The sequence below is a fragment of the Sphaerisporangium aureirubrum genome, from assembly GCF_042658925.1.
Taxonomy (GTDB): Bacteria; Actinomycetota; Actinomycetes; order Streptosporangiales; family Streptosporangiaceae; genus Sphaerisporangium; species Sphaerisporangium aureirubrum.
This window is the reverse complement of the sequence record NZ_JBHSRF010000019.1, coordinates 104,496-126,397: the sequence shown is the minus strand read 5'-3', so window position 1 is coordinate 126,397 and position 21,902 is coordinate 104,496. Positions and strand designations below refer to the sequence as shown.

Annotated in this window: 16 protein-coding genes; 13 read left to right on the top strand and 3 right to left on the bottom strand. The window is 70.8% G+C overall.

The window, feature by feature from the left end; genetic code table 11:
* From ACFP1K_RS16275 to ACFP1K_RS16265, 3 genes are all read left to right on the top strand, one after another.
* Positions 1-130 (top strand): IS3 family transposase (locus ACFP1K_RS16275; protein WP_380753412.1); only part of this gene is annotated, 130 nt, incomplete at its 5' end.
* 335 nt (positions 131-465) lie between these two features.
* Positions 466-1,296 carry an alpha/beta fold hydrolase gene (locus ACFP1K_RS16270; RefSeq protein ID WP_380753403.1) on the top strand — a complete coding sequence of 277 codons (831 nt, stop codon included), beginning with the start codon at positions 466-468 and terminating at the stop codon, positions 1,294-1,296.
* Positions 1,297-1,337: 41 nt separating this feature from the next.
* Entirely contained in the window at positions 1,338-2,195 is an 858-nt protein-coding gene (locus tag ACFP1K_RS16265; RefSeq protein WP_380753400.1) for an alpha/beta hydrolase, read from the top strand.
* Positions 2,196-2,233: 38 nt separating this feature from the next.
* Here the strand turns inward: ACFP1K_RS16265 and ACFP1K_RS16260 are convergent, their stop codons facing one another.
* Complete coding sequence (locus tag ACFP1K_RS16260; RefSeq protein WP_380753397.1) at positions 2,234-4,642, bottom strand: helix-turn-helix transcriptional regulator; 2,409 nt, start codon at positions 4,640-4,642, stop codon at positions 2,234-2,236.
* Positions 4,643-4,846: 204 nt separating this feature from the next.
* Between ACFP1K_RS16260 and ACFP1K_RS16255 the strand changes: the two genes are divergently transcribed.
* Positions 4,847-7,699, top strand: a complete 2,853-nt coding sequence (locus ACFP1K_RS16255; RefSeq protein WP_380753394.1) for a helix-turn-helix transcriptional regulator — start codon at positions 4,847-4,849, stop codon at positions 7,697-7,699.
* A 30-nt stretch (positions 7,700-7,729) separates the two neighbouring features.
* On the opposite strand, the gene ACFP1K_RS16250 is transcribed toward ACFP1K_RS16255, so the two are convergent.
* Entirely contained in the window at positions 7,730-9,076 is a 1,347-nt protein-coding gene (locus ACFP1K_RS16250; protein WP_380753391.1) for an aminotransferase-like domain-containing protein, read from the bottom strand.
* Between the two features lie 89 nt (positions 9,077-9,165).
* Here ACFP1K_RS16250 and ACFP1K_RS16245 point away from each other — a divergent pair, with 89 nt between their 5' ends.
* The gene (locus tag ACFP1K_RS16245) at positions 9,166-9,981 is read left to right on the top strand and encodes an alpha/beta fold hydrolase (protein ID WP_380753388.1); all 816 of its coding nucleotides are present in this window, start codon (positions 9,166-9,168) and stop codon (positions 9,979-9,981) included.
* A gap of 37 nt (positions 9,982-10,018) precedes the next feature.
* Here the strand turns inward: ACFP1K_RS16245 and ACFP1K_RS16240 are convergent, their stop codons facing one another.
* Positions 10,019-10,489 carry a pyridoxamine 5'-phosphate oxidase family protein gene (locus tag ACFP1K_RS16240; RefSeq protein ID WP_380753385.1) on the bottom strand — a complete coding sequence of 157 codons (471 nt, stop codon included), beginning with the start codon at positions 10,487-10,489 and terminating at the stop codon, positions 10,019-10,021.
* A 313-nt stretch (positions 10,490-10,802) separates the two neighbouring features.
* On the opposite strand from ACFP1K_RS16240, the gene ACFP1K_RS16235 reads away from it, so the two are divergent.
* The 8 genes from ACFP1K_RS16235 (at position 10,803) to ACFP1K_RS16200 (ending at position 21,901) form a co-directional block, all read left to right on the top strand.
* Positions 10,803-12,926 carry an alpha-L-fucosidase gene (locus ACFP1K_RS16235; RefSeq protein WP_380753382.1) on the top strand — a complete coding sequence of 708 codons (2,124 nt, stop codon included), beginning with the start codon at positions 10,803-10,805 and terminating at the stop codon, positions 12,924-12,926.
* Positions 12,927-13,008: 82 nt separating this feature from the next.
* A complete protein-coding gene (locus ACFP1K_RS16230) occupies positions 13,009-13,971 on the top strand; it encodes a dipeptidase (RefSeq protein ID WP_380753379.1) in 963 nt (320 codons plus the stop codon).
* Between the two features lie 87 nt (positions 13,972-14,058).
* Entirely contained in the window at positions 14,059-15,438 is a 1,380-nt protein-coding gene (locus ACFP1K_RS16225) for a serine hydrolase domain-containing protein (RefSeq protein WP_380753376.1), read from the top strand.
* Positions 15,435-17,027 carry an ABC transporter substrate-binding protein gene (locus ACFP1K_RS16220; RefSeq protein WP_380753374.1) on the top strand — a complete coding sequence of 531 codons (1,593 nt, stop codon included), beginning with the start codon at positions 15,435-15,437 and terminating at the stop codon, positions 17,025-17,027. The genes ACFP1K_RS16225 and ACFP1K_RS16220 overlap by 4 nt, the downstream gene beginning before the upstream one ends.
* A gap of 2 nt (positions 17,028-17,029) precedes the next feature.
* A complete protein-coding gene (locus ACFP1K_RS16215) occupies positions 17,030-17,992 on the top strand; it encodes an ABC transporter permease (RefSeq protein WP_380753371.1) in 963 nt (320 codons plus the stop codon).
* Positions 17,992-19,797, top strand: coding sequence for a dipeptide/oligopeptide/nickel ABC transporter permease/ATP-binding protein (locus ACFP1K_RS16210; protein WP_380753368.1), 1,806 nt, complete (start codon positions 17,992-17,994; stop codon positions 19,795-19,797). Before ACFP1K_RS16215 ends, ACFP1K_RS16210 begins: the two co-directional genes overlap by 1 nt.
* A complete protein-coding gene (locus ACFP1K_RS16205; protein ID WP_380753365.1) occupies positions 19,794-20,525 on the top strand; it encodes an ABC transporter ATP-binding protein in 732 nt (243 codons plus the stop codon). Before ACFP1K_RS16210 ends, ACFP1K_RS16205 begins: the two co-directional genes overlap by 4 nt.
* Entirely contained in the window at positions 20,522-21,901 is a 1,380-nt protein-coding gene (locus tag ACFP1K_RS16200) for a serine hydrolase domain-containing protein (RefSeq protein WP_380753358.1), read from the top strand. The genes ACFP1K_RS16205 and ACFP1K_RS16200 overlap by 4 nt, the downstream gene beginning before the upstream one ends.
* Position 21,902 lies beyond the last annotated feature (1 nt).

Below are 21,902 nucleotides of genomic sequence, written 5' to 3'. Positions count from 1 at the left end.
GAACACCCGGATCGAACTCGCCAACGCGATCTTCGAGTACCTGGAGATCTGGCACAATCGGCAACGACGGCACAGCAGCCTGGGCATGCTCACCCCGGTACAGTTCGAGACCGCGTCCACCGTGGCATGACAATCCAGAAACGCGACTCCACCGAACCCGGGGCACACCAGAGCCTCCATCAATCCCGGCGCGGTTCAAGCGTCTCCGTGCCCAGCCTGAGGTCGGTCGCGGCGGGGCGAAGCACCCTCGGCATCCCGTGAAACACGTAGCCATCCCCATGTGGCTGTTCACAGGGGTTTGCATGTGCGAATTGCCCAGATCGGGGGTTTTTTCGTGAGCGTAGGCGCCGTCCGGTGCGTGGGGGGCGCGGCCGGACTATGAGGTTCACGTGATTCCCGGCATCAGTGCTTGGGTTTAGCGTCTGCCGCGGACGAATCCGAGACCGCGTGAGATGGAGAGCCGCCATGCCCTACGTGAACGTAGGCACGGAGAACTCAATACCGATCGACATCTATTACGAGGACCACGGCGCGGGGACACCCGTGGTGCTGAGCCACGGTTACCCGTTGAGCGGGAAGGCGTGGGAGAAGCAGGTTTCCGTGCTGGTCGCCGCCGGGCACCGTGTGATCACCTATGACCGCCGGGGCTGGGGGAACTCTAGCCAGCCGGCCACCGGCTACGACTACGACACGTTCGCCGCCGACCTGAACGCCCTGATGGAGAGGCTGGACCTGCACGACGCCGTGCTCGTCGGCCACTCGATGGGCACGGGCGACGTGACCCACTATTTGGGCGTCTACGGCAGTGCTCGCGTGCGCAAGGCCGTGCTGGTCTCGCCGATCCCGCCCTTCCTGCTGAAGACCGACGACAACCCCGAGGGCGCGCCGCAGGGCCTGTTCGACGGCTTCGTCGAGTCGGCCAAGGCCGACCGGCCACTGTGGCTCAAGCAGTTCCTCGAGAACTTCTACAACTACGACGTCTACGGCGGCACCCTCGTCAGCGAGCAGGCGTTCCAGTCGAGCTGGAACATCGCGGTCGCGGGCTCGCCGGTCGCCGCGGTGGCGTGCATCCCGGCCTGGCTGACCGACTTCCGGCCCGACGTGGCCAAGCTCGACGTGCCGATCCTGGTGATCACAGGCGACCAGGACCGGATCCTGCCCAAGGAGGTCGCCGGCGAGCGGCTGCGCGGGCTCGTCGACGGCCTCGAATACCTCGTCATCGAAGGCGGGCCCCACGCGATCGCGTGGACCCACACCGACCAGGTGAACAAGGCCCTGCTCGGCTTCCTCGCCTGATCACGACTCATCCCCACGCCGCATTGAAGAAAGGCAAGTCCATGCTCGTGCACCGGATCCGCTACGCCACGGCCGTCACGGCCGCGGCGGCGGCCACAGCAGTCCTGCTTCCCCTCGGACTGACTTCGGCGACCGCTGCGACCGCCACGACCAGCGCCACGGCCACCCACCACGCGGCGAAGCCCACGATCGTGCTCGTCCACGGCGCCTGGGCCGACGGATCGAGCTGGTCCGGCGAGGTCAGCCGCCTCCAGCACGACGGCTACACCGTCGCCGTGGCGCCCAACCCGCTGCGGGGCCTGTCCAGCGATGCCGCTTACCTGCGCGACTACCTGGCGGGCATCACCGGGCCGATCGTGCTCGTCGGTCACTCGTACGGCGGCGCCGTCATCACCAACGCCGCGACGGGTAACACCAACGTCAAGGCCCTGGTCTACATCGACGCCTACCTCCCGGACACGAACCAGACCGTCGCCGACCTCAGCGGCAAGGACTCCGCGCTCGCACCGGCGGTCACCAACCCGACATCGGTCTTCAAGCTCGTGAACTACCCGGGCGCACCGACGGGCGTGTACGACACGTACGTGCTGCCGGACGTGTTCGTCCGGGGCTTCGCCGGCGACCTGCCCCCCGCGACCGGCGCCCAGCTCGCGGCCTCCCAGCCCCCCACGTCCCTGATCGCCCTCGGCGAGCACTCCGGGACTCCGGCCTGGAAGACGATCCCCTCATGGGTCCTGATCGGAACCAAGGACAAGATCATCCCGGAGGCGCAGCAGGTCGCCATGGCCAAGCACGCCGGCGCGCGGACCCAGAAGATCAACGCCTCCCACCTGGGCATCATCTCCCAGCCTGGCACCGTCACGAGCTTCATCGAGAAGGCGGCCCGCGCCAAGGGCTGAGCGCCGGGCGGTGCGGGCACTCGACCGCGCCGCCCACCTCACGGCTTCCTCAGCGTGAGCTGGCGGCGCGAGGTGACTCCGAGCTTCCTGAACACCTTCTTGAGGTGGTAGTCGACGGTGCTCGGGCTGATGAACAGCTGCGCGGCGATCTCCTGGTTCGTCGCGCGGCCGGCAGCCAGGGTGGCGATCTGCCTCTCCTGCGGCGTGAGGTCATCGGACGCGCCGGGGCGCGTGCCGGCCGCGACGAGCTCGATCCGGCATCGATCCGCGAACGCCGCCGCGCCCATCTCCACGAACATGTCGTGGGCCATGCTCAGCCGTGCGCGGGCGTCGTTCCTGCGCCTGTGCCGGCGCAGCCACTCGCCGTAGAGCAGGTACGCGCGGGCCAGATCGGCCGTTATGCGCGTGCGCGCCAGGTGCTCTATCGCCAGCAGGTAGAGACGCTCCGCGTCGGCCGGCTTCGCCAGGAGCGCCTCCGACCTCGCGAGCAGCCCGAGCGCCCACGGAGTGCCGGCCGCCTGGGCCTTCGTCCTGAGCCGCGACAACGCCGACTGCGCCTGGTCGCGCTCACCACACCGGACACCGGCTTCGATGAGGTCGGGCAGGCGCTGATGGTCCAGGTTCACCACCTCCAGCTCGCACAGGTGCCGGGCCGCCTCGAACGCGTCGCGGTAGCGGCCACGCCCGAGCGCCTCGGAAGGGCCCGCGACAGCCGGAGCCCGCTCGTCGGCGAAACGGTCATCCCACACGGCGTGCGCGGCCGCGACCCCGAGCGTGCCGGGCGCCCGCTGGTCCGCGAGACCAGCCAGGGCGGCATGGAGCACGGGGACGGCCTCGGCGTATCCGATCGCGATGAGCGTGGCACAGCCTTCCAGCAACAGGTCGCCGGGCGTCGCCTCGCCCTCCGGCGGTGGCGCGAGCGCGAGTGCCTCCTTCGCGATCTCGAGCGGAGTGACCTCCAGAGCGGCTTGCCCGATCGTGAAGACCATGTCCATGGCCTCGAGGAGCTTTTCCCGGCGACGCCGTACGTCGACGTGCTCGTAGGCGCGCGCGGTCGTCAGCAACAGCGCGGGAAGCCGGGCGGTCGAGCCGCCGGCCCACATCTGGATCTTGCCGCGTATCTCCGCCGCCAGCGCGCGTGTGAGCGGGTCCACCAGGGCCGGCTCGGCCGATTCGACCAGTGACCCCGCCTGGGAGAAGGCGCCGGCGTTCAGAGCCGCCTGCGCGGTGGCGACCAGTCGCCCTGCCCGGCGAGCGGGCTCGGGGGTCAGCTCGGCCGCGCGCATCCGAATGATGACCTCGGCGTCGGACCCGCCGCGTGACCTGGCCGTGCCGGCGGCGTCCTCAAGCGCCGCGGCCAGCACCTCATCCGGCCCCGGGGCCGCCTCGGCGAGATGCCAGGCGCGCCGGTCGGGGTCCCGATCGGGATCGGTGACGGCCGCGAGCACCTGGTGGACCCTCTGACGCTCACCGCTGGACGCGCCGTAATAGACCGCCGAGCGGATCAGCGGGTGACGGAACCTGACCCGTGTGCCCGGCTCCAGGAGCTGTCGCGCCTCCGCGACCGCGCCCGCGTCCCACCCGAAGCCGAGCTCGGCCCCGGCGCGCCACAACACCGCGGGGTCGCCCGTCTGCTCGGCGGCGGCCGTCAGCAACATCATCTGTGAGCTCGCCGGCAGGTCGCGGACCTCGCGGACGAACCGCGCCCCGAGCCTCTGGCTGATCGGCAGCGGGTCCGGCAACCGGGCCGCACCGGTCAGGTGCCCGGGATCCAGCTCATGGGCGAGCTCGATGAGGGCCAGCGGGTTGCCGCCTGTCTCGGCGACGATTCTCTCGCTGATCCGGTCGTCCGGCCTGCCAGGCGTCGCCGAGGCCAGCAGTTCGGCCGCCGCGCGTGGCGCGAGCCCCCGGATCTCGCGGTCGGGAAGCCCCGTCAGTGGCAGGAGCCGGGTGGTGGGCTCGCGGACCGCGAACATCATGACGAGACGCTCGGCCTGAAGACGGCGTGCCACGAACGCCAGCACCTGGGCCGACTCCTGATCGAGCCACTGTGCGTCGTCGACGACGCACAGCAGGGGCTCACCGGCGGCGTCGGCCAGCAAGCTCAGTGCGGCCAGCCCGACGAGGAAGCGCTCGGGCTCCTTGCCCTGACGCAGGCCGAAGACAGCGGCCAGGGCCGATCGTTGCGGGGGCGGCAGGCTCGGCAGGCGGCCGAGGAAGGGCAGCAGGAGCTGGTGCAGGGCCGCGAAGCCGATCTCCGTCTCCGATTCGATGCCCGCGACCCGCACCACCCGGGCGCCGCGCGCCTCCCGGACGGCGTGTTCAAGGAGCGCCGTCTTCCCGATCCCCGCCTGCCCCCTGAGTACGAGAACGCCGCCGGCACCTTCACGGGCGGCCGTGAGCAGACCCTCCAACTGCGCGCATTCCTCCTCACGACCCAGGAGCAAGGCTGTCTCGATCAGGTCGGGTGCTCATGGACGGACGTCCGCTCCTTTCGAAGGACCAGGCTGCGTGGCCGGACCAGTCTCCCGGGGCGGGGTCCGCAAGCGGTATCCGAAGGATGACTGCACCCCGGCCACGCACCCTTCCCCTGCCGCACTACAGTCGAATTTGTCCCTTTTCCTCAGACCCGAACGGAAACCCCAGCCAGCATGTCCGAACGCTCGTCGTCGCTGCTCATCGGCCGGGATGCCGAGCTGGAACGGCTCATCGGCCTGCTCGACTCGCCATCGAGCCAGGCACTGGCGCTCCTCGGCGAAGCAGGAATCGGCAAGACCAGCCTCCTGTCGCGGTTCGTCGAACAGGCCCGGGAGAGGAAGGTGAATGTCCTGTCGGTCGTGGGCGACCAGTCCGAGACCCATCTCGCGTTCGCCGGACTCCACCAACTGCTGGGCCCGATCCTCGCCTCGGCCGGCTCCCCCGTGGCCGACCTGACGCCACCTCATCGGAACGCGCTGCTGGCCGCCTTCGGCCTGGCACAGGAGTTCACGGCTCCCGACCGCCTGCTGATCGGCATAGCGACCGTGACGTTGCTCGTCAAGGTCGCGGAGCGGTCCCCGCTGCTCCTCGTCGTCGACGACGCCGAGTGGCTCGACTACAACTCGCGCGACGTTCTCGCCTTCGTCGGGAGACGCCTGAGGAACGAGCGGATCGTGATGGTGGTGAGCACCCGGGGACAGGCGCCCCCGTCGCCGTTCGGCCACGACGTCGCCCGTTTGCGGCTGGAGCCGCTCACCGAGACAGACGCCAACCGGTCGCTCGACGCGCAGCCGCACCCCCCTCGCGGCCTGGCTCGGTCGACCGTCCTGGCCCAGGCGCAGGGTAACCCGATGGCCTTGGTGGAGCTGACCAGGGCGATCGCGACGGACAGGGCATGGGGCGGTTACCGGCTCGAAGACCCGCTTCCGCTGAGTGAGCGCCTGGAACGTCTGTTCAGTGAGCGGGTGAGCGCCCTGCCGCAGGCCTGCCGTACCGCCTTGTTGTTCGCCGCGGTGGCCGGCCCGTCCGAGCTGTCGGAGGCGGGCAGCGCCGGCCTTCCCGGCCTGGAGGCGCAGATCTGGCAACCCGCCGAGAACGCCGGCCTGATTACGGTGAGCGGCGCCGGAGTGTCCTTCTCACACCCTCTGGTGCGCTCGGCCGTCTACCACGCGGCGTCGTTCGCCGAGCGCGCGGACGCCCATCGCCGGCTGGCCGGTGTCCTCACACGGCAGCCGGATCGCCGGGCCTGGCATCTGGCGAAGGCGACGCTCCATCCCGACGAGAGTGTGGCGTTGCTCTTGGAGGAGACTGCGGCGGAGGCTCTGCGACGCGGCGGCTGTGTGTCCGCCGCCCTCGCCATGGAGCGGGCGGCGGAGCTCAGCCCGGACCCTGAGGGCCGGGCACGACGGCTGGTCATCGCGGCCGACTACGCCACCACCACGGGGCAGGCCACATGGGTGCGTGACCTCGCGACCCGGGCATCGGCCGCCACGTCCGACCCGACGTTGCGGGCGCAGGCGAACCGGGCGATCGGGTGGGCGCTCGCCTGGACCAGACATCAGGCCGAGGCGCTCAGGGCGCTCGTCACGCTCGGCGAGGAGACGGCGGCGTGGGCCCCGCTCATCGCCTGGAGCACCCTGGGGCCGGCGGCGACCGTCGCCTACCACTTGGGAGCGCCTGCCGGACGGACCGCGGTGCGTGAGGTGATGGACCGGCTTTCCCCGCGGGAGGGCGCGATTCACCCCGGTGCCCCGGACTGGGCGGACGCCGTCCGGCTGTTCACGCACGCGGCGACCAGCCCCTACCAGGGGCGGGCGGCGGCCTTGGCCGACATTCGCCGGATCACCGAACACGGGCTCGACATTCCCGGTCTGTCGACGGCGGGCCCGGCCGCCTGGGTGCTCGACGAGTCGGATCTGGCGGTGCGCATTCTCCGGGAGGCGCGCGAGAGGCTCCGCGAACCCGGCATCCGGAGTGCCCGGGGCGCCATGGTGATCGAGCTCTCGGAGGCGCGTGAGAGGCTCCGCAAACCCGGCGTCCAGGGTGCCGGCGGAGCCATGATGATGGGGCTCGCCTGGGCCTGCCTCGACACCGCCCGATGGGACGAGGCGCTGGACGCGTGCGCGGAGGCGTCCGAACTGGCCGCGGCCCACGAGATGGAGATCGTCGCCGCGGGGGTCAGCCTCACCGCCGCCACACTGGCGGCTCTTCGCGGCGACACGCTCCGCGCGCGCGACCTCGCCGCCACGGCGGTCGCCGCCGTGGATCCGGCCGACGTCCCGTTCATCGCGGCGCGGGAACGCCGGGTGACGGGGCTGATCGCGCTGATCGAGGGACGCTTCGAGGCGGCCTACACCATCCTCCGCCAGGTGCTCGGCGACGACGGCGTCCCACTTCACTACCACGCCTCATATTTCGCGCTGGTGGACTTCGCCTCCGCCGCGGTCCGTACGGGCCAAGTCGACGAGTGCGGAGCGATCGTGGAACACGCGGTGAGCCAGGTGGACGGGGACATGTCGCCGCGTCTCGAGCAGTTGGTCGCGCACGCGCGCGCGTTGTTGTCCGGACCCGATCAGGCCGTGGAGCACTACACCCGCGCGCTCGCCGACCCGGCGGGTGAGCAGTGGCCCTTCGAACGAGCTTCTCTGCGGCTGGACTACGCCGAATGGCTGCGGCGACGGCGGCGGATCAACGAGGCCAAACCTCTGCTGATCTCAGCCGTGGAGGTGTTCCGGCGCATCGGAGCGAAGCCGTACGCGCAACGGGCCGAAACCGAGCTCCGCGCCTCCGGAGTCACCCTCCCCGGAGCCGCCGCGTCAGACGGCCTGGCGCAGCTCACCCCGCAACAACGCGAGATCGTCCGCCTCGCCGCCCAGGGACTGACCAACCGCGAGATCGCCGAACGGCTCAGCCTCTCGCCCCGGACCGTCGGCTCCCACCTCTATCGGTCCTTCCCCCTCCTCGGAGTCACCGCCCGCCACCAAATCCGCGACGTCCTCGGCTCCAGCGCCGGAAGATCGCCTTGACCTGCCGTTGATCGAGTACTCCAAGAGTTTCTACTCGACCTCGGTGTCCTCGGGGGCGCTCCTGGCCAGGGCGGCGAGAGTCGCCAGCGCGGTGGTGAGGGTGCCGAGTGGTGGTGTCGGCAGGGCGAGGCGGATGGCGTTGGGGGCGTGGGCCGTTACGACGGTGAAGGCGGCGCCAGGGGTTACCGCGATGCCGCGGCGGGCGGCGGCGGCTACGAAGGTGTCGGCGCGCCAGGGGGCGGGGAGGTGCCACCAGCAGTGGAAGGCGTGCGGGTCGGCGTTTACGGAGAAATCGGCGAGGTGTTCACGTACTAGTGCTTGGCGGGTGGCGGCGTCGTGGCGTTTGATCTCTTGGAGGGTGGTGACGGTGCCGTCGGTCAGCCATCGTGTCGCGGCTTCGACGGCGAAGCGCGGGGCGGTCCAGCCGCCTGAGCGCAGTGCCGAGGCGACCCGGTCGCCGATCGACGCCGGTGTCACCACGAAGCCGACGGTCAGGCCCGGTGCTACTCGCTTCGACAGGCTGTCGGTGACGATGACGTGTTCGGGCGCGAACGCGGCCAGCGGTGGGGGGTCACCGTGGAGGAAGGCGTAGATGCCGTCCTCGACGGCGTGGATGCCGAGGTCTCGGATAGTGGTGGCGATCTCGGCGCGCCGTCGTTCGGGCATGGTGACGCCGAGGGGGTTGTGGAGGGTCGGCTGGAGGTAGACGGCATGCAGCGGCCCGGCCGATCGGATGGCCTCCGGGAGCACACCGTGGTCGTCCATGGCGAGCGGGACCAGTGTGATGCCGAGGCGGGTGGCGATGCCCTTGACCAGCGGGTAGGTCAGTTCCTCGACGCCGAGGCGGCCACCGGCCGGGACGAGTGCCGCGAGCGCGGCGGCGATCGCCTGCCGGCCGTTGCCCGCGATCAGCAGGCGTGCGGGGTCGGGGGTCCAGCCCGGACGGGACAGCATCGTGGCCGCCGCCTCCCGTACCGCCGGCGTGCCTGCCGCGCCCATGGGGGCGAGCGCATCCGCCAGTACGTCGGGGCGCAGCATTCCGCCCAGGCTCTGCGCGAGGAGCGCGGGCTGCTCCGGGGGCATGGAGAAGATCAGCTCCAGGTCCACTCGCGCTCGGGCCGGCTCGGCGAGTGCGGGCTCGCTCGGCGGCGCGGCGGCGCGGATGAAGGTGCCGCGCCCGACCTCGCCGACCGCGAGGCCGCGGCGGATCAGCTCGCCGTACACCCTCGCCGCGGTGGAGCCGGCGATGCCGTGCCTGCGGGCGAACTGCCGCTGCGGCGGTAGGCGGTCCCCGGGCCTCAGCCGACCGGCGGCGATCTCCGCCGCGAGCACGTCCGCGATCCGCCGGAAGTCGTCCATCTCATCTCCGACCGACATTGCTCCGAGTGCAATTAGCTCTATTGCACCGAGATATTGCCCCCAATAGCATCGAGCCGTCAAGCCTGGCCGAACAGGAGAGGTTCACGGTGGACACTTTCATCACCGGGCAGATCGCCATCGCGTATGACGACCACAACCCCGAGGGCGCCGGGCCGCCGCTGGTGCTCGTCCACGGGCATCCATTCGACCGTTCGATGTGGGCGCCCCAGGTCGAGCATGTCGGCCGGGACGGGCACCGGGTGATCGTGCCGGATCTGCGCGGCTACGGCCACAGCACCGTCGTCCCGGGCAAGACGCCGCTTCAGACCTTCGCCCAGGACATCGCCGGCCTTCTCGACCACCTCGACGTCGCGGAGGTCGTCCTCGGCGGCCTGTCCATGGGTGGGCAGATCGTCATGGAGTTTCATCGCCTGTTCCCGGACCGGCTGCGCGGGCTGGTGCTCGCCGACACCGCCCCGCAGGCGGAGACCGAAGAGGGCAGGCGGGTCCGCAGCGCCACGGCCGACCGGCTGCTCCGGGAGGGGATGGGTGGCTACGCGGACGAGGTCCTGGCCAAGATGGTGGCGCCGGCCAACATCCGGCGGTTCCCCGCGGTGGCCGAGCATGTCCTCGGAATGATGCGGAGAACGTCCCCAGAGGGCGCGGCCGCCGCGTTGCGCGGCCGCGCCGAGCGTCCCGACTACATGGCGTCACTGGCGCGCGTCCGCGTGCCCACGCTCATCGTCGTCGGCAGCGATGACGAGTTCACCCCGGTCGGTGACGCCCGGCTCATGCACGAGGTCATCCCAGGCTCCACGCTCGTCGTCATCGAGGACACCGCGCACATGCCCAACCTCGAACGGCCGGCCGAGTTTAACGTCGCGCTGAGCAAGTTCCTCGACTCGATCCCCCAAATGCGATGAGCCCCATGACCATGACCTCGTTCGTCCAGTCGCTCGCCTAGTCCCGCTCGACCCTTCGTAGTCCTCGCTCGGGCGTCCAGGACTCGATGACGAGTTTGGTGGCTTCGGCGTCGAGGCCGGTGATGACGACCTCGGTGATGTCGGCGACGAACATCTGGCCGGCCGGTTGCTCGTTCGCCTCGTCCGTGGCGACCGGGCCGGCGGGGATGGCTCGGCCGGCGATCTTCGCCTCGCCTGGCCAGTCCCGCTCCTTGCCCTCCTCGGGGTGGAAGGTCGGGCCGTGCAGGGCGAAGCGGGGGTCCCGCTCGAGGTCCGCGCCCTTGCGTGCGCCGGTCATGGAACCGAAGCGGAGATCGCCGTCGGTGAACTCGCATTCGATGCCCGAGACGCGTGGCGAGCCGTCGGCGCGCAGGGTCGCGATCGTCTTGTGGCGGCCGGCGTCGAACAGCCGCCGCACCCGCCCGGCGAACTCTGGTTCCGCCTGCTCGATCGCATTCCACGCTGGCACGGCCGCAGCGTACTCGGGCGTCCGACCGGTGTAAAGCGAACACGCAGGAGGGCATCTCGTTGACCGTCCCCCTCGGGAGCCGCCGCAGAGGCATCCGATGTATGCGCAGCATGGGTCGCGGTCGATCCAGGGCATGACCTGCTAAGTCGACGGTGAGCCTTGGTGCTCCTTCCTGACAACCCCGATTTCGTACTTGACAGATCGGATGTTTCGGGGGATCAATCAGTGCACGGAATCCGTCAGGTTCGTAGCGGCCTGTAGCGGCGCGCATGCGGCGGCGAACTGATCGCGTCCAGACACCGGAGGGGACTCCATGCGGTCGACATCCCTGCGAGCGGCTCTGACCCTGCTCGTCGCGCTGACGGCGACGATGATCCTGCCGCCGTCGTCAGCGGCCGCCGCGCCTGGCGACAACTACGTCGCCGATGACGCGCTGAGCTCACCGCGCACCCGCTGGTTCGACGAGGCGCGCTTCGGAATGTTCCTCCATTTCGGCGCGTACTCCGCTTTCAGGGGCCAATACGGAACCTGCCGCGACGCCGAGTGGATCAAACGGCAGTGCAACATCCCGTGGAGCGAATACGAGGCGAAGGCCGCCACCTTCAACCCCGCATCGTTCGACGCCAACGCCATCGTGCAGCTGGCCAAACAGGCCGGTCAGAAGTACATCGTCATCACCGCGAAGCACCACGACGGATTCGCCATGTGGCCCACCGGCGTCAACCGGTGGAACCTCCGCGACCATTCCGGCTTCTCCCGCGACATCCTGCGCGAGCTCAAGACCGCCGCGACCGCCAACGGCGTGAAGCTCGGCTTCTACTACTCGATCTGGGACTGGCACGACCCGGACTTCGTCACGAACTTCCCGGCCTACGTCACCAAGATGAAGGCGCAGCTCCGGGAGCTGGTGATCGGCTACGACCCCGCGGTGCTCTGGTTCGACGGCGAATGGACCGAGACCAACCCCGCCAATCCGTGGACGGCACAGAACGGCGAGGATCTGGAACGGTTCGTCCGAGGTATCGCGCCACAGATCGTCATCAACAACCGAGTGGTCAAGCGCCGCCCCGTCGACGGTGACTTCGGCACCCCCGAGCAGTCGCTCGCCGGTTCCCCGCCGTCGATCCAGCTGCAGGAGTCCTGCATGACGATCAACAACACGTGGGGGTACGCGGCCTGGGACACCGGCTTCAAGACAGCGACCACGATGGTGCGCGACCTGGCGACCCTGACGAGCAACGGCGCCAACTTCCTGCTCAACATCGGCCCCACCGACACAGGGGCGGTCACCGCCGGGCAGGCCGATCCCCTGCGCGGCATCGGGACGTGGATGGCCGCCAACGGGGCGGCCATCACCGGCGCGGGCCACACGGGCCTGGTCACCCAGCCGGCCTGGGGCCGCGTCACGCGCAAGGGCAGCAAGCTCTACCTGATCGTCAATGCCTGGGCCGGCACCCTGCACCTCGGCCGGCGCGCGCCCTTCACGGTCACGGGCGCGCGCGTGCTCGGCGACACCTCACCCGTGAGCGTGCGAGCCGCCGGTGACGGCTACGACTTCCTGCCCACCGGCGGCGCCACCAACGCCATCGCCACCGTCATCGAGGCCGACATCACCACCCCCGCGCCTACGGCGGCGGGCAGCGGTTCCGGGCTCAAGGCGGAATTCTGGAACAACACCACTTTCACCGGCACCCCAGCGGTCACCCGGACGGATCCGACCGTCAACTACGCCTGGCGTTTCAGCGGTTCCCCGGCCCCGGCGATCGGCGCCGACAGCTTCTCCGGCCGCTGGACCGGTTCGATCGAGCCGCGGTACTCCGAGCGCTACACCTTCACCACCGCCTCCGACGACACCGTCCGGCTGTGGATCGACGGACAGCTCGTCATCGACAACACCACCCCGCACACGGCGGCCGTCGATCAAGGCAGTGTGACCCTCGTCGCCGGCCGCCGTTACGACATCCGGCTCGAACAGACCGAACGCGGCAGCGAGGCGTTCATGAAGCTCGCCTGGGCCGGCCCCAGCACACCGGCTCAGATCGTGCCGCAGTCGCAGTTGTATCCCACCGCCGGCACGACCCGGCGGTTCAACGACGACGCGGCGGCCTACGGCACCGGCTGGGCGACCAGCAGCGCCCGCGGGCTCGGTGACTACAACGACGACGTGCGATACACGACCACCAACGGCGCGTCGTTCACCTACACCTTCACCGGCACCGGCATCGACTACCTGTCGGAACGCCATTCCGACCAGGGGCTCGTGGACGTGTACCTCGACGGTGTGCTCCGCGCCACCGTCGACACCGCCGCCGGCGCCCGCCTGACCCAGCAGGTCGTCTACAGCGCCCGAGGGCTGCCGCAGGGAACGCACACCCTGCGCGGCGTCAAACGATCGGGCACCTACATGCTCGTCGACCGTTTCGACGTCACCCTCTAGCCGCACCCGGCACCGGGCTGGGACACGCGGGAGAAAGGCACGCGAATACCGGCACGGCGGCTGAGCACAGCAGGATGTGCGCATGACTTCAGCCCGCCGTGCCTTCTGGGAACAGCACGCCTGCCTGCCCCTCACCCTCGACGCCGACGTCAGCGACGTCCTGCGCTACCGCCGTCCCGGCGGGGCCTACGTGTGTGTCAACGTCGGCTACGCGCCGCATTCCCGTGAGGATTCGCTCTCCTACATCGACCACTTCACCCGCGCGATCGAGGCCCACCCGGACCTGGAGCTCGCCACGACCGTCGGTGAGATCGACGCGGCGGTACCGGACGACCGGATCGTGGTGGCGTTCGACCTGGAGGACTCGGGCCCGCTGGCGGGTGACCTCGGCATGGTGCGGACCTTCTACGACCTGGGGGTGAAGTCGCTGCTGCCGAGCTACAACAACGGCAACGCCGCCGGAGGCGGCTGTCTCGACGCCGTCGACACGGGGCTGACGGCCTACGGCCGGGAGCTGGTCCGGCACATGAACGAGGTCGGCATGCTGGTCGACGGGTCGCACTGCGGCACCCGCACCGGGCTGGATCTCTCGGAGGCCTCCGAGCAGCCGATGATCTACTCGCATTCGGCGATGCGCGGGTTGTGGGACCACGCCCGCAACATCACCGACGAGCAGGCCCGCGAGTGCGCCGCGACCGGCGGCGTCATCGGCATCCCCGGCGTGGGCATCTTCCTCGGGCCCAACACCGCGACCCTGGACGCCTTCGTCGCCCACATCGACTACGCCGTCGAGCTGGTGGGTCCCGAGCACGTCGGAATCGGCAGCGACTACTCCTTCGACGCCGAGGACGTGATGGCGGAGCTGGAGGACAACCCGGAACTCTTCCCCGAGGAGTACACCCGCTGGGGCGTGATCCAGTTCGTCGAGCCGGAGACGACGCTGCTGATCGAGCGTGAGCTGGTAGGGCGCGGCTATCCGGAGGAGGCGGTGCGCGGCATCCTGGGCGGCAACTTCCGGCGGGTGGCGGCCCAGGTCTGGAGGTAAGCGGTTGGCCGATCGCACAACCTCGACCGGCTCAGGTTGTGCGATCGGCTGAGTACGGCGGGCTGGATCACGACCTAGCCTCAGCACATGATGTCGCCGGAAAGCGTGCAGGACTGGCTTGACGAGTGCTTCGCCGAGATCGTGACCCGACGCGAAGTACCGGGCGCCTCGGTCGCCGTGCTGACCCAGGACCGGGTGATCACCGCCGCCGCCGGGGTGCTCAGCACGGCCACCGGGGTCGAGGCGACCACCGACTCGGTCTTCCAGATCGGGTCGATCACCAAGTTGTGGACCAGCGCCCTGGTGATGCAGCTCGTCGACGACGGCGTGATCGACCTGGACGCGCCCCTGCGCACCTACCTGCCCGGCTTCACGGTCGGCGACGCGGCCGCGTCCGCGGCGATCACCACCCGCCAGTTGCTCTGCCACGTCGCGGGCTTCGAGGGCGACATCTTCACCGACACCGGCCGGGGCTCGGACGCCGTCGAGCGGTACCTCGCCTCGATCCGCGACATCCCGCAGCTCTTCGAGCCGGGGGAGGTGTTCTCGTACAACAACACCGGGTTCGTGGTGCTCGGCCGCCTGGTCGAGGTGCTGCGCGGGAAGCCGTTCGACGAGGTGCTGGTCGAGCGGCTGGCCGCGCCGCTCGGCCTCACGCACGTCTCGCCGAGCCCCTACGAGGCGATTCTGCACCGGGCTGCCGTCGGGCACGTGCCGGGCGAGGACGGCACGCCGGTGTCCGCCCCGACGTGGGCGCTGGCCAGGTCGAACGCGCCCGCCGGTTCGATGCTCGCGATGACCGCGCGCGACCTGCTCGGCTTCGTCGCGATGCATCTGGCGGACGGCTCCGGCGTGCTCAGACCGGGCACGGTGGCGGCCATGTGGCAACCGCAGGTGAAGGTGCCGCGGCTCGGCACCATGGGCGACTCGTGGGGGCTGGGCTGGGAGATGTCGGAGCACGACGGCCGCGCCGTCGTCGGGCACGACGGCGGGACCATCGGCCAGGCGGCCTTCCTGCGGGTCGTGCCGGACCACGGTGTGGCGATCGCGCTGCTGACCAACGGCGGCGACGTCTTCGGGATCTTCGACGACGTCCTGGCGTACCTGCTCAAGGAGCTCACCGGCATCGCGTTGCCGGGGCGGCCGGCGCCGCGAGCCGAGCCTGAGGCGATCGACCCCACGCCCTACCTGGGCCGGTACGCCGACACGATCACCGACATCACCGTCAGCCAGGACGCCGACGGCGCCATCTGGCTCGACCGGGTGCCCAAGGGCGTCATCGCCGAGATCGGCGAGAAGCCCCTGCGTCTCCGGCTGGTGCACTTCGACGGCGACTCGCTGATCTCCGCCGAGCCCTTCCGCGGCATCCACCCCCTCTTCGCCTTCATCGGGCGCGACGAGACGGGCCTCGCGAAATACGTCCACTACGGCCGTGTGGTCGCCCGTACCAGAAAAGGAACCGTATGAGTCCCATACGCACGGGGGCCCTCGGGGCCCTCGCCCTGATCACCCTGATCGGCACGGCCGGCTGCGGCGGTGGCGGCGGCGATGACGGTGGCGGTGGCGGCGGTGAGGCATCCCCGGCCAAGACCTTCACGCTGGACCTCCCGGCGGACCCGGGCGCCCTCGACCCGCAGGGTTCGGCGGTGAGCGCCCTGTTCGGCATGACGCAGTTCGCCTACGACAACCTGGTGGCCGTCGCCGAGGACGGCACGATCCTGCCGCACCTGGCCAGCGCGTGGACCGTCGACGGCACCACCCTCACCTTCGACATCAAGAGCGGCGTCACCTGCGCCGACGGCACCCCGTTCACGGCGAAGACGGTGGTCGACAACATCGCCTACGTGGAGGACCCGAAGAACAAGAGCCCGTTCCTCGGCGTATTCATCCCGGCCGGCGCCACCGCCTCCGCGTCGGGCTCGACGGTCACCGTCAAGCTGGCCGCGCCCGCGCCGTTCGCGCTGAACTCGTTCTCGAACCTGCCGATGGTCTGCGACGCCGGCATGAAGAACCGGGCGAGCCTCAAGGCCGCCACGAACGGCACCGGCCCCTACGTGCTCACCGAGGCCGTTCCGTCCGACCGCTACACCTACCAGTTGCGCGAGGGCTACACCTGGGGTCCCGGCGGCGCCACCACGGCCGAGAAGGGAATGCCGGCCAAGGTGGTCGTCAAGATCGTCGCGAACGAGACCACCGCCGCCAACGAGCTGCTCGCGGGCACGGTCAACGCGGTCCAGATCACCGGCTCCGACGCCGCCCGCCTCGCGGGGGCGGGCCTGAAGTTCGTCGGCACGCAGGCGCTGATCGGCCAGCAGTGGTACAACCACGCCAAAGGCCACGCCACCTCCGACCCGGCCGTGCGGATGGCGCTGACCCAGGCGCTCGACCTCAAGCAGCTCCAGGTCGCCCTCACCTCCGGCAAGGGCGCCCCCGCGACCCAGCTCGCCGCGCTCGAACCGACCGGCTGCGCCGGCGACTCCGTCACCGGCCACCTGCCGGCCTTCGACGCCACCGCCGCCGGGGCCACCCTGGATGCCGCCGGCTGGACGAAGGGCGCGGACGGCGTGCGCGCCAAGGACGGGAAGCCGCTCTCGGCCTCCTTCATCTACGACGGCGCGCTCAGCAGCGGCGGAAGCGCCGCCGCCGAGCTGGCCGCGGCGGCCTGGAAGGCGATCGGCGTCGACGTCACGGCCACCCAGCAGAACCAGACACAGCTCTCCGGCGCGCTCTTCGGCACCGGCGACTGGGACATCGCCTGGGCGCCCGTCAACGTCAGCACTCCCGACCAGATCATGCCGTTCGTCTCCGGCCCGGCCACGCCGAAGGGCACCAACTTCGCCGCCATCGACAACGACGGCTACCTCGCCGCCGCCACCAAGGCGATGGGCGCCACCGGCGCCGACGGGTGCAAGGACTGGTTCGCCGCCGAGCAGGCGCTCTACGAGTCCGCGGACCTGGTGCCGTTCGCCAACAACGTCATCCCGACCTTCCTCAAGGGCGCGGAGCTGTCCATCGTCGGCAGCATCGTCCCCACCAGCATCCGGATGCTCGGTTAGGGATGAAGAACCCGACAGGCAGCCGGTGGCCGCGCTTCGCGCTCCGGCGCGGGGGGCGGCTGCTGGGGTCGCTCTGGGTGCTCGTGACCGCCTCGTTCCTGATGATCCACCTGGTCCCGGGCGATCCGGTACGCGCGGCGCTCGGCCCGACCGCCCCGGCGGACCTGGTGCTGGCCCACAAACAGGAGCTCGGTCTGCTGGACCCGCTCTGGCGGCAGTACGCCGACTTCTTGAGCCGCCTGCTCAGCGGAGAACTGGGTGTGTCGATCTCCAGCCGGCTCCCGGTGGGCGAGACGATCGCCCATCGGCTGCCCGCCACGGCCCAGCTCGCCGTGGCCGCGTTCCTGCTCGCGGTGGCCGTCGCGGTGCCCGTCGGCGTGGTGATGGCGGTGCTCACCCGCCGGGGGAGAGGGCGGCGCGCGGAGCTGGCGTTCACCGGCACCAGCGTCGTGGTCGGCGCGATCCCCGACTTCCTGCTGGGCGTCGGGCTCGTCTACCTGCTGGCGGTGCAGATGCACGTGTTCCCGGTGGCGGGGCTCGACGGGCCCCGCTCCTACGTGCTGCCGGTGCTCGCGCTGGCGATCGGTCCGGCCGCGGTGCTGTCGCGCATCGTCCGGGTGGAGATGCTCGCGGTGATGGAGGCCGACTACATCCGCACCGCGCGGGCCAAGCGGCTCACTCCGCTGCGGGTGCACGTCGTGCACGCGCTGCCGAACGCGGTGACGGCGACCCTGACGATCGGGGGGCTGCTGCTGAGTTCGCTGGTGGCCGGGACGGTGCTGGTGGAGAACGTGTTCGCCTGGCCGGGGCTCGGCTCCTCGATCGTCTCCTCGATCGTCGCGAAGGACTATCCGCTGGTCCAGGGCACCATCCTGGTCTACGGCGTCGGCGTACTCCTGATCAACACCCTCGTCGACGTGGTGCTCGCGCTGCTCGACCCCCGTTCGGCGATCGGAGAAAGCTGATGCGGGCTCTGACGAGGCCCGTCGGCGTCGCCGGGTTGGGGCTGCTGGCCCTCGTGCTGTTCGTCGCCGCGTTCGGGCCCGTCCTGTGGGGTGCGCGGGCCACGCTCGTCGACACCGGCAACCTGCTGGCGGGGCCGTCGGCCGAGCACTGGATCGGCACCGACAACCTCGGCCGGGACCTGTTCGCCCGGGTGCTGGTGGCCGCCCGGCTCTCGATCGTGCTGGCATTGGCGGCGACGGCGATCAGCCTGGTGCTGGGCATCGTCCTCGGGGCCGCGCCGATGCTGGCCGGGCGGCGGCTGGGCCGTCTCGTCACCTCGGCCGTCAACGTGCTGGTGGCCTTCCCCGGCCTGCTGCTCGTGCTCTTCTTCGCCGTCGTCTTCGGCGTCGGCGCCCGGGGGGCCGCGCTCGCGGTGGGCCTGGCCGGGGCGCCCGCGTTCGCCCGGTTGTGTCACACGCTCGTCGCCGCCGTCTCCGAGCGGGACTACATCGCGGCGGCGCGCATCGCCGGGGTGAGCAGGGTGCGGGTGCTGCTGCGGCACGTGCTGCCGAACATCGCCGGGCCGCTCATCGTGAACGCGACGATGGCGGCCGGTGGGGTGCTGCTCGCCTTCGCCGGGCTCTCCTTCCTGGGACTGGGCGTGCAGGCGCCCTCCTACGACTGGGGCAAGCTCATGCAGGACGGGCTGAACGGCATCTACGTCCACCCGCTCGCCGCACTCGGCCCCGGCATCGCCGTCGTGCTCGCCGGGCTCGCGTTCAACCTCACCGGTGAGGCCTTCGCGGCGGCGCCCAGCAGGACGCGCTCCCTCGGAGAGGCCCGCGGACCGTCGGCCGTCACGGCTCCCGTTCCAGGCACGATCCTGTCCGTGGACGACCTGCGGGTGACGATCCCCGGACCGGCCGGCCCGATCCGGGCGGTGCGGGGGATCACGTTCACCGTCGGGGACGGCGAGGCCGTCGGGGTGGTCGGCGAGTCCGGCTCGGGCAAGTCGGTGACGGCGCTGGCGGTGGCCGGGCTCCTCGAGCCGCCGGTACGCGTCGACGCGAATCACCTGGTCGTCGCGGGGGAGAACCTCATGGCCGCCGGAGCTCATCGGCGCCTGGGCACCTCGCTGGCGGTCGTGTTCCAGGATCCGATGACGTCCTTCAACCCGGCGCATCGGGTCGGGCCGCAACTGGCCGAGGTGAGCCGTTTCCACCAAGGGATGGGCCGGAAGGCGGCCTTCGCCAAGGCGGTCGACAGGTTGCGCGCCGTGCGGATCGGCGAGCCCGGACGGCGCGCCCGGCAGTACCCTTTCGAGTTCTCCGGCGGCATGCGGCAGCGGGCGATGATCGGTATGGGTCTCATGGGAGACCCCCGGCTCATCGTCGCCGACGAGCCGACCACCGCCCTCGACGTCACCGTCCAGCGGCAGGTCCTGGAACTGCTCGCCGAGGTGCGCCGCGACACCGGCGCCGCCCTGCTGCTCATCAGCCACGACGTCTCGGTCGTGATGGACGTGTGCGACCGGGTGCTGGTCATGTACGCGGGCCGCGTCGTCGAGGAGCTGCCCGCCAAAGACCTGCGCACGCTCGCGCGGCATCCGTACACGCGGGCGCTCGTCGCGGCCGTACCGGACATGGAGACCGACCTGAACCGGCCACTCGCCGTCATCCCCGGGTTGCCCGTCGACCCCGCGCACACCCCGGCCGGGTGCGCCTTCGCGCCCCGCTGCCCGCTCGCCGACGACCACTGCCGCGCGGTCGCGCCCGCGCTCCTGGCCGGCGTGGCGTGCCACAAGAGCGAGGAGGCCGGCGGGTGAGCGTGCTCAGCTACCAGGAAGTCTCTGTGCGGTACGGCGCGCACACCGTGCTGGACAACGTCAGCCTGGAGGTGGCCGCGGGTCAGACCGTCGGCCTGGTCGGCGAGTCGGGCTGCGGGAAGTCGACCCTCGCGCGGGCCGCCGTCGGCCTGGCACCCGTGACGGACGGGCGGATCCTGCTCGACGGCAGGCCGGTCCCGAGCCGGGGCCGCCGCCCGGTGCAGATGGTCTTCCAGGATCCGTACTCCTCCCTCGACCCCCGCATGACCGTGGGGGAGAGCATCGCGGAGGCCATGCCGGACCGCCTCGGCAGGAAGGCCCGGCAGGCGGAGATCGCCCGGCTCCTCGCCCTGGTCCACCTCGACGCGGCCCGGGCCGCAGACCTCCCGGGAAGGCTCTCCGGCGGGCAGCGTCAGCGGGTCGCGCTGGCCCGCGCGCTCGCCGCCCGGCCGCAGGTGATCCTCGCCGACGAGATCACCTCCGCGCTGGACGTGTCCGTGCAGGGCGCCGTGCTCAACCTCATCCGGGACATGCGCCGCGACCTGGGCCTGTCCATGTTGTTCATCTCCCACAACCTCGCCGTCGTCCGGTACGTCGCCGACCACGTGGCGGTGCTCCACGCCGGGCAGATCGTCGAATACGGCCCCACGGCCATGGTGCTCGGCGCGCCGCAGCACGACTACACCCGCCATCTCCTCGCCGCCGTATCCCTGAAGGAGCAGACGTGACCACCATCGACCAGGCCCACTGGCAGGACCGCCTCGACGAACTCGCCGCCAAGCACGGCGTCCCCGGCGCCCAGCTCGGCATCCTCCGAATCGGCGAGAACGACGAACTCCTCACGCTCGCCACCGGGGTGCTGCACGCCGGCACCGGCCAGCCCGCCACCACCGACTCCGTCTGGCAGATCGGCTCGATCTCCAAGGTGTGGACCGCGACCGTCATCATGCAACTCGTCGACGAAGGCGCCTTCACCCTGCGCTCCCCGGTCGCCGAGATCTTGCCGGAGTTCCGGCTACGCGACCCGGAGACCACCGCCGCCGTCACCGTCTGGCACCTGCTGACCCACACCAGCGGCATCGACGGCGACCTGTTCACCGACACCGGGCGGGGCGACGACGCCCTGGAGAAGTACGTCGCCCTGCTGGCCGACTCCCCGCTGAACCACCCGATCGGCGCCACCTGGTCCTACTGCAACGCGGGCTACTCCGTGCTCGGCCGCATCATCGAGGTCGCCACCGGCCGGACCTGGGACCAGGCGATCAAGGAGAAGCTCTTCACGCCGCTCGGCCTGACCCACTCCACGACCCTGCCCGAGGACGCGATGGTCTTCGCCCACGCGATGGGCCACGTCAAGGGCGGCGCCGAACCCGTGGTCGCGCCGGTGTGGGGGCTGCCCCGCGCGGTCGGCCCGGCCGGGCTGATCACGGCGACCGTCACCGACGTGCTCGCCTTCGCCCGGATGCACCTGCTCGGCGGGGTCGCGTCCGACGGCACCCGCGTCCTGTCGCAGGAGAGCGCCACGGCGATGTCGGAGTACCAGACCGACTGCCCCGAGAAGCGCCTGCTCGGTGACTCGTGGGGGCTGGGCTGGTTCCGCTGCGACTGGCACGGCCACCGCGCCTACGGCCACGACGGCAACACCATCGGCCAGGCGGCGTTCCTGCGCGTGCTGCCCGAGGCCGGCGTCGCGGTCGCGCTCAACACCAACGGCGGCAACACCCACGACCTCTACGTCGACCTCTACGACGAGATCTTCTCCGAGCTCACCGGTGTGCGGCTGCCCGAGCCGTTCGAGCCCCCGGCCGAGCCGGTCACCGGCGATCTGACCCCGTACGCCGGCACGTACGAGCGCGAGTCGATCCGCATGGAGGTGTTCGACGAGGACGGCAAGCCGACCCTGCGCGTCACGGCGACGGGCCCGCTGGCCGAGCTGGAGGCGGATCCCGTCCAGACGTACGAGATGACCCTGGTCGAGCCGGCCCTGTACGCGGTCCGGCCCGACGGCATGGAGTTGTGGATGCCGGTGACCTTCTACTCGCTGCCCACCGGCGAGGACTACGTCCACTTCGGCGCCCGCGCGACCCCGAAGAGACTCGGCTGAC

Excerpts from the sequence above, each read along its gene's own strand:
- ACFP1K_RS16215 (WP_380753371.1), top strand. The coding sequence starts at position 17,030 with ATGAAGAACCCGACAGGCAGCCGGTGGCCGCGCTTCGCGCTCCGGCGC.
- ACFP1K_RS16270 (WP_380753403.1), top strand. The coding sequence starts at position 466 with ATGCCCTACGTGAACGTAGGCACGGAGAACTCAATACCGATCGACATC.
- ACFP1K_RS16210 (WP_380753368.1), top strand. The coding sequence starts at position 17,992 with ATGCGGGCTCTGACGAGGCCCGTCGGCGTCGCCGGGTTGGGGCTGCTG.
- ACFP1K_RS16250 (WP_380753391.1), bottom strand. The coding sequence starts at position 9,076 with ATGTCGGTCGGAGATGAGATGGACGACTTCCGGCGGATCGCGGACGTG.
- ACFP1K_RS16220 (WP_380753374.1), top strand. The coding sequence starts at position 15,435 with ATGAGTCCCATACGCACGGGGGCCCTCGGGGCCCTCGCCCTGATCACC.
- ACFP1K_RS16225 (WP_380753376.1), top strand. The coding sequence starts at position 14,059 with ATGATGTCGCCGGAAAGCGTGCAGGACTGGCTTGACGAGTGCTTCGCC.
- ACFP1K_RS16255 (WP_380753394.1), top strand. The coding sequence starts at position 4,847 with ATGTCCGAACGCTCGTCGTCGCTGCTCATCGGCCGGGATGCCGAGCTG.
- ACFP1K_RS16265 (WP_380753400.1), top strand. The coding sequence starts at position 1,338 with ATGCTCGTGCACCGGATCCGCTACGCCACGGCCGTCACGGCCGCGGCG.
- ACFP1K_RS16235 (WP_380753382.1), top strand. The coding sequence starts at position 10,803 with ATGCGGTCGACATCCCTGCGAGCGGCTCTGACCCTGCTCGTCGCGCTG.
- ACFP1K_RS16230 (WP_380753379.1), top strand. The coding sequence starts at position 13,009 with ATGACTTCAGCCCGCCGTGCCTTCTGGGAACAGCACGCCTGCCTGCCC.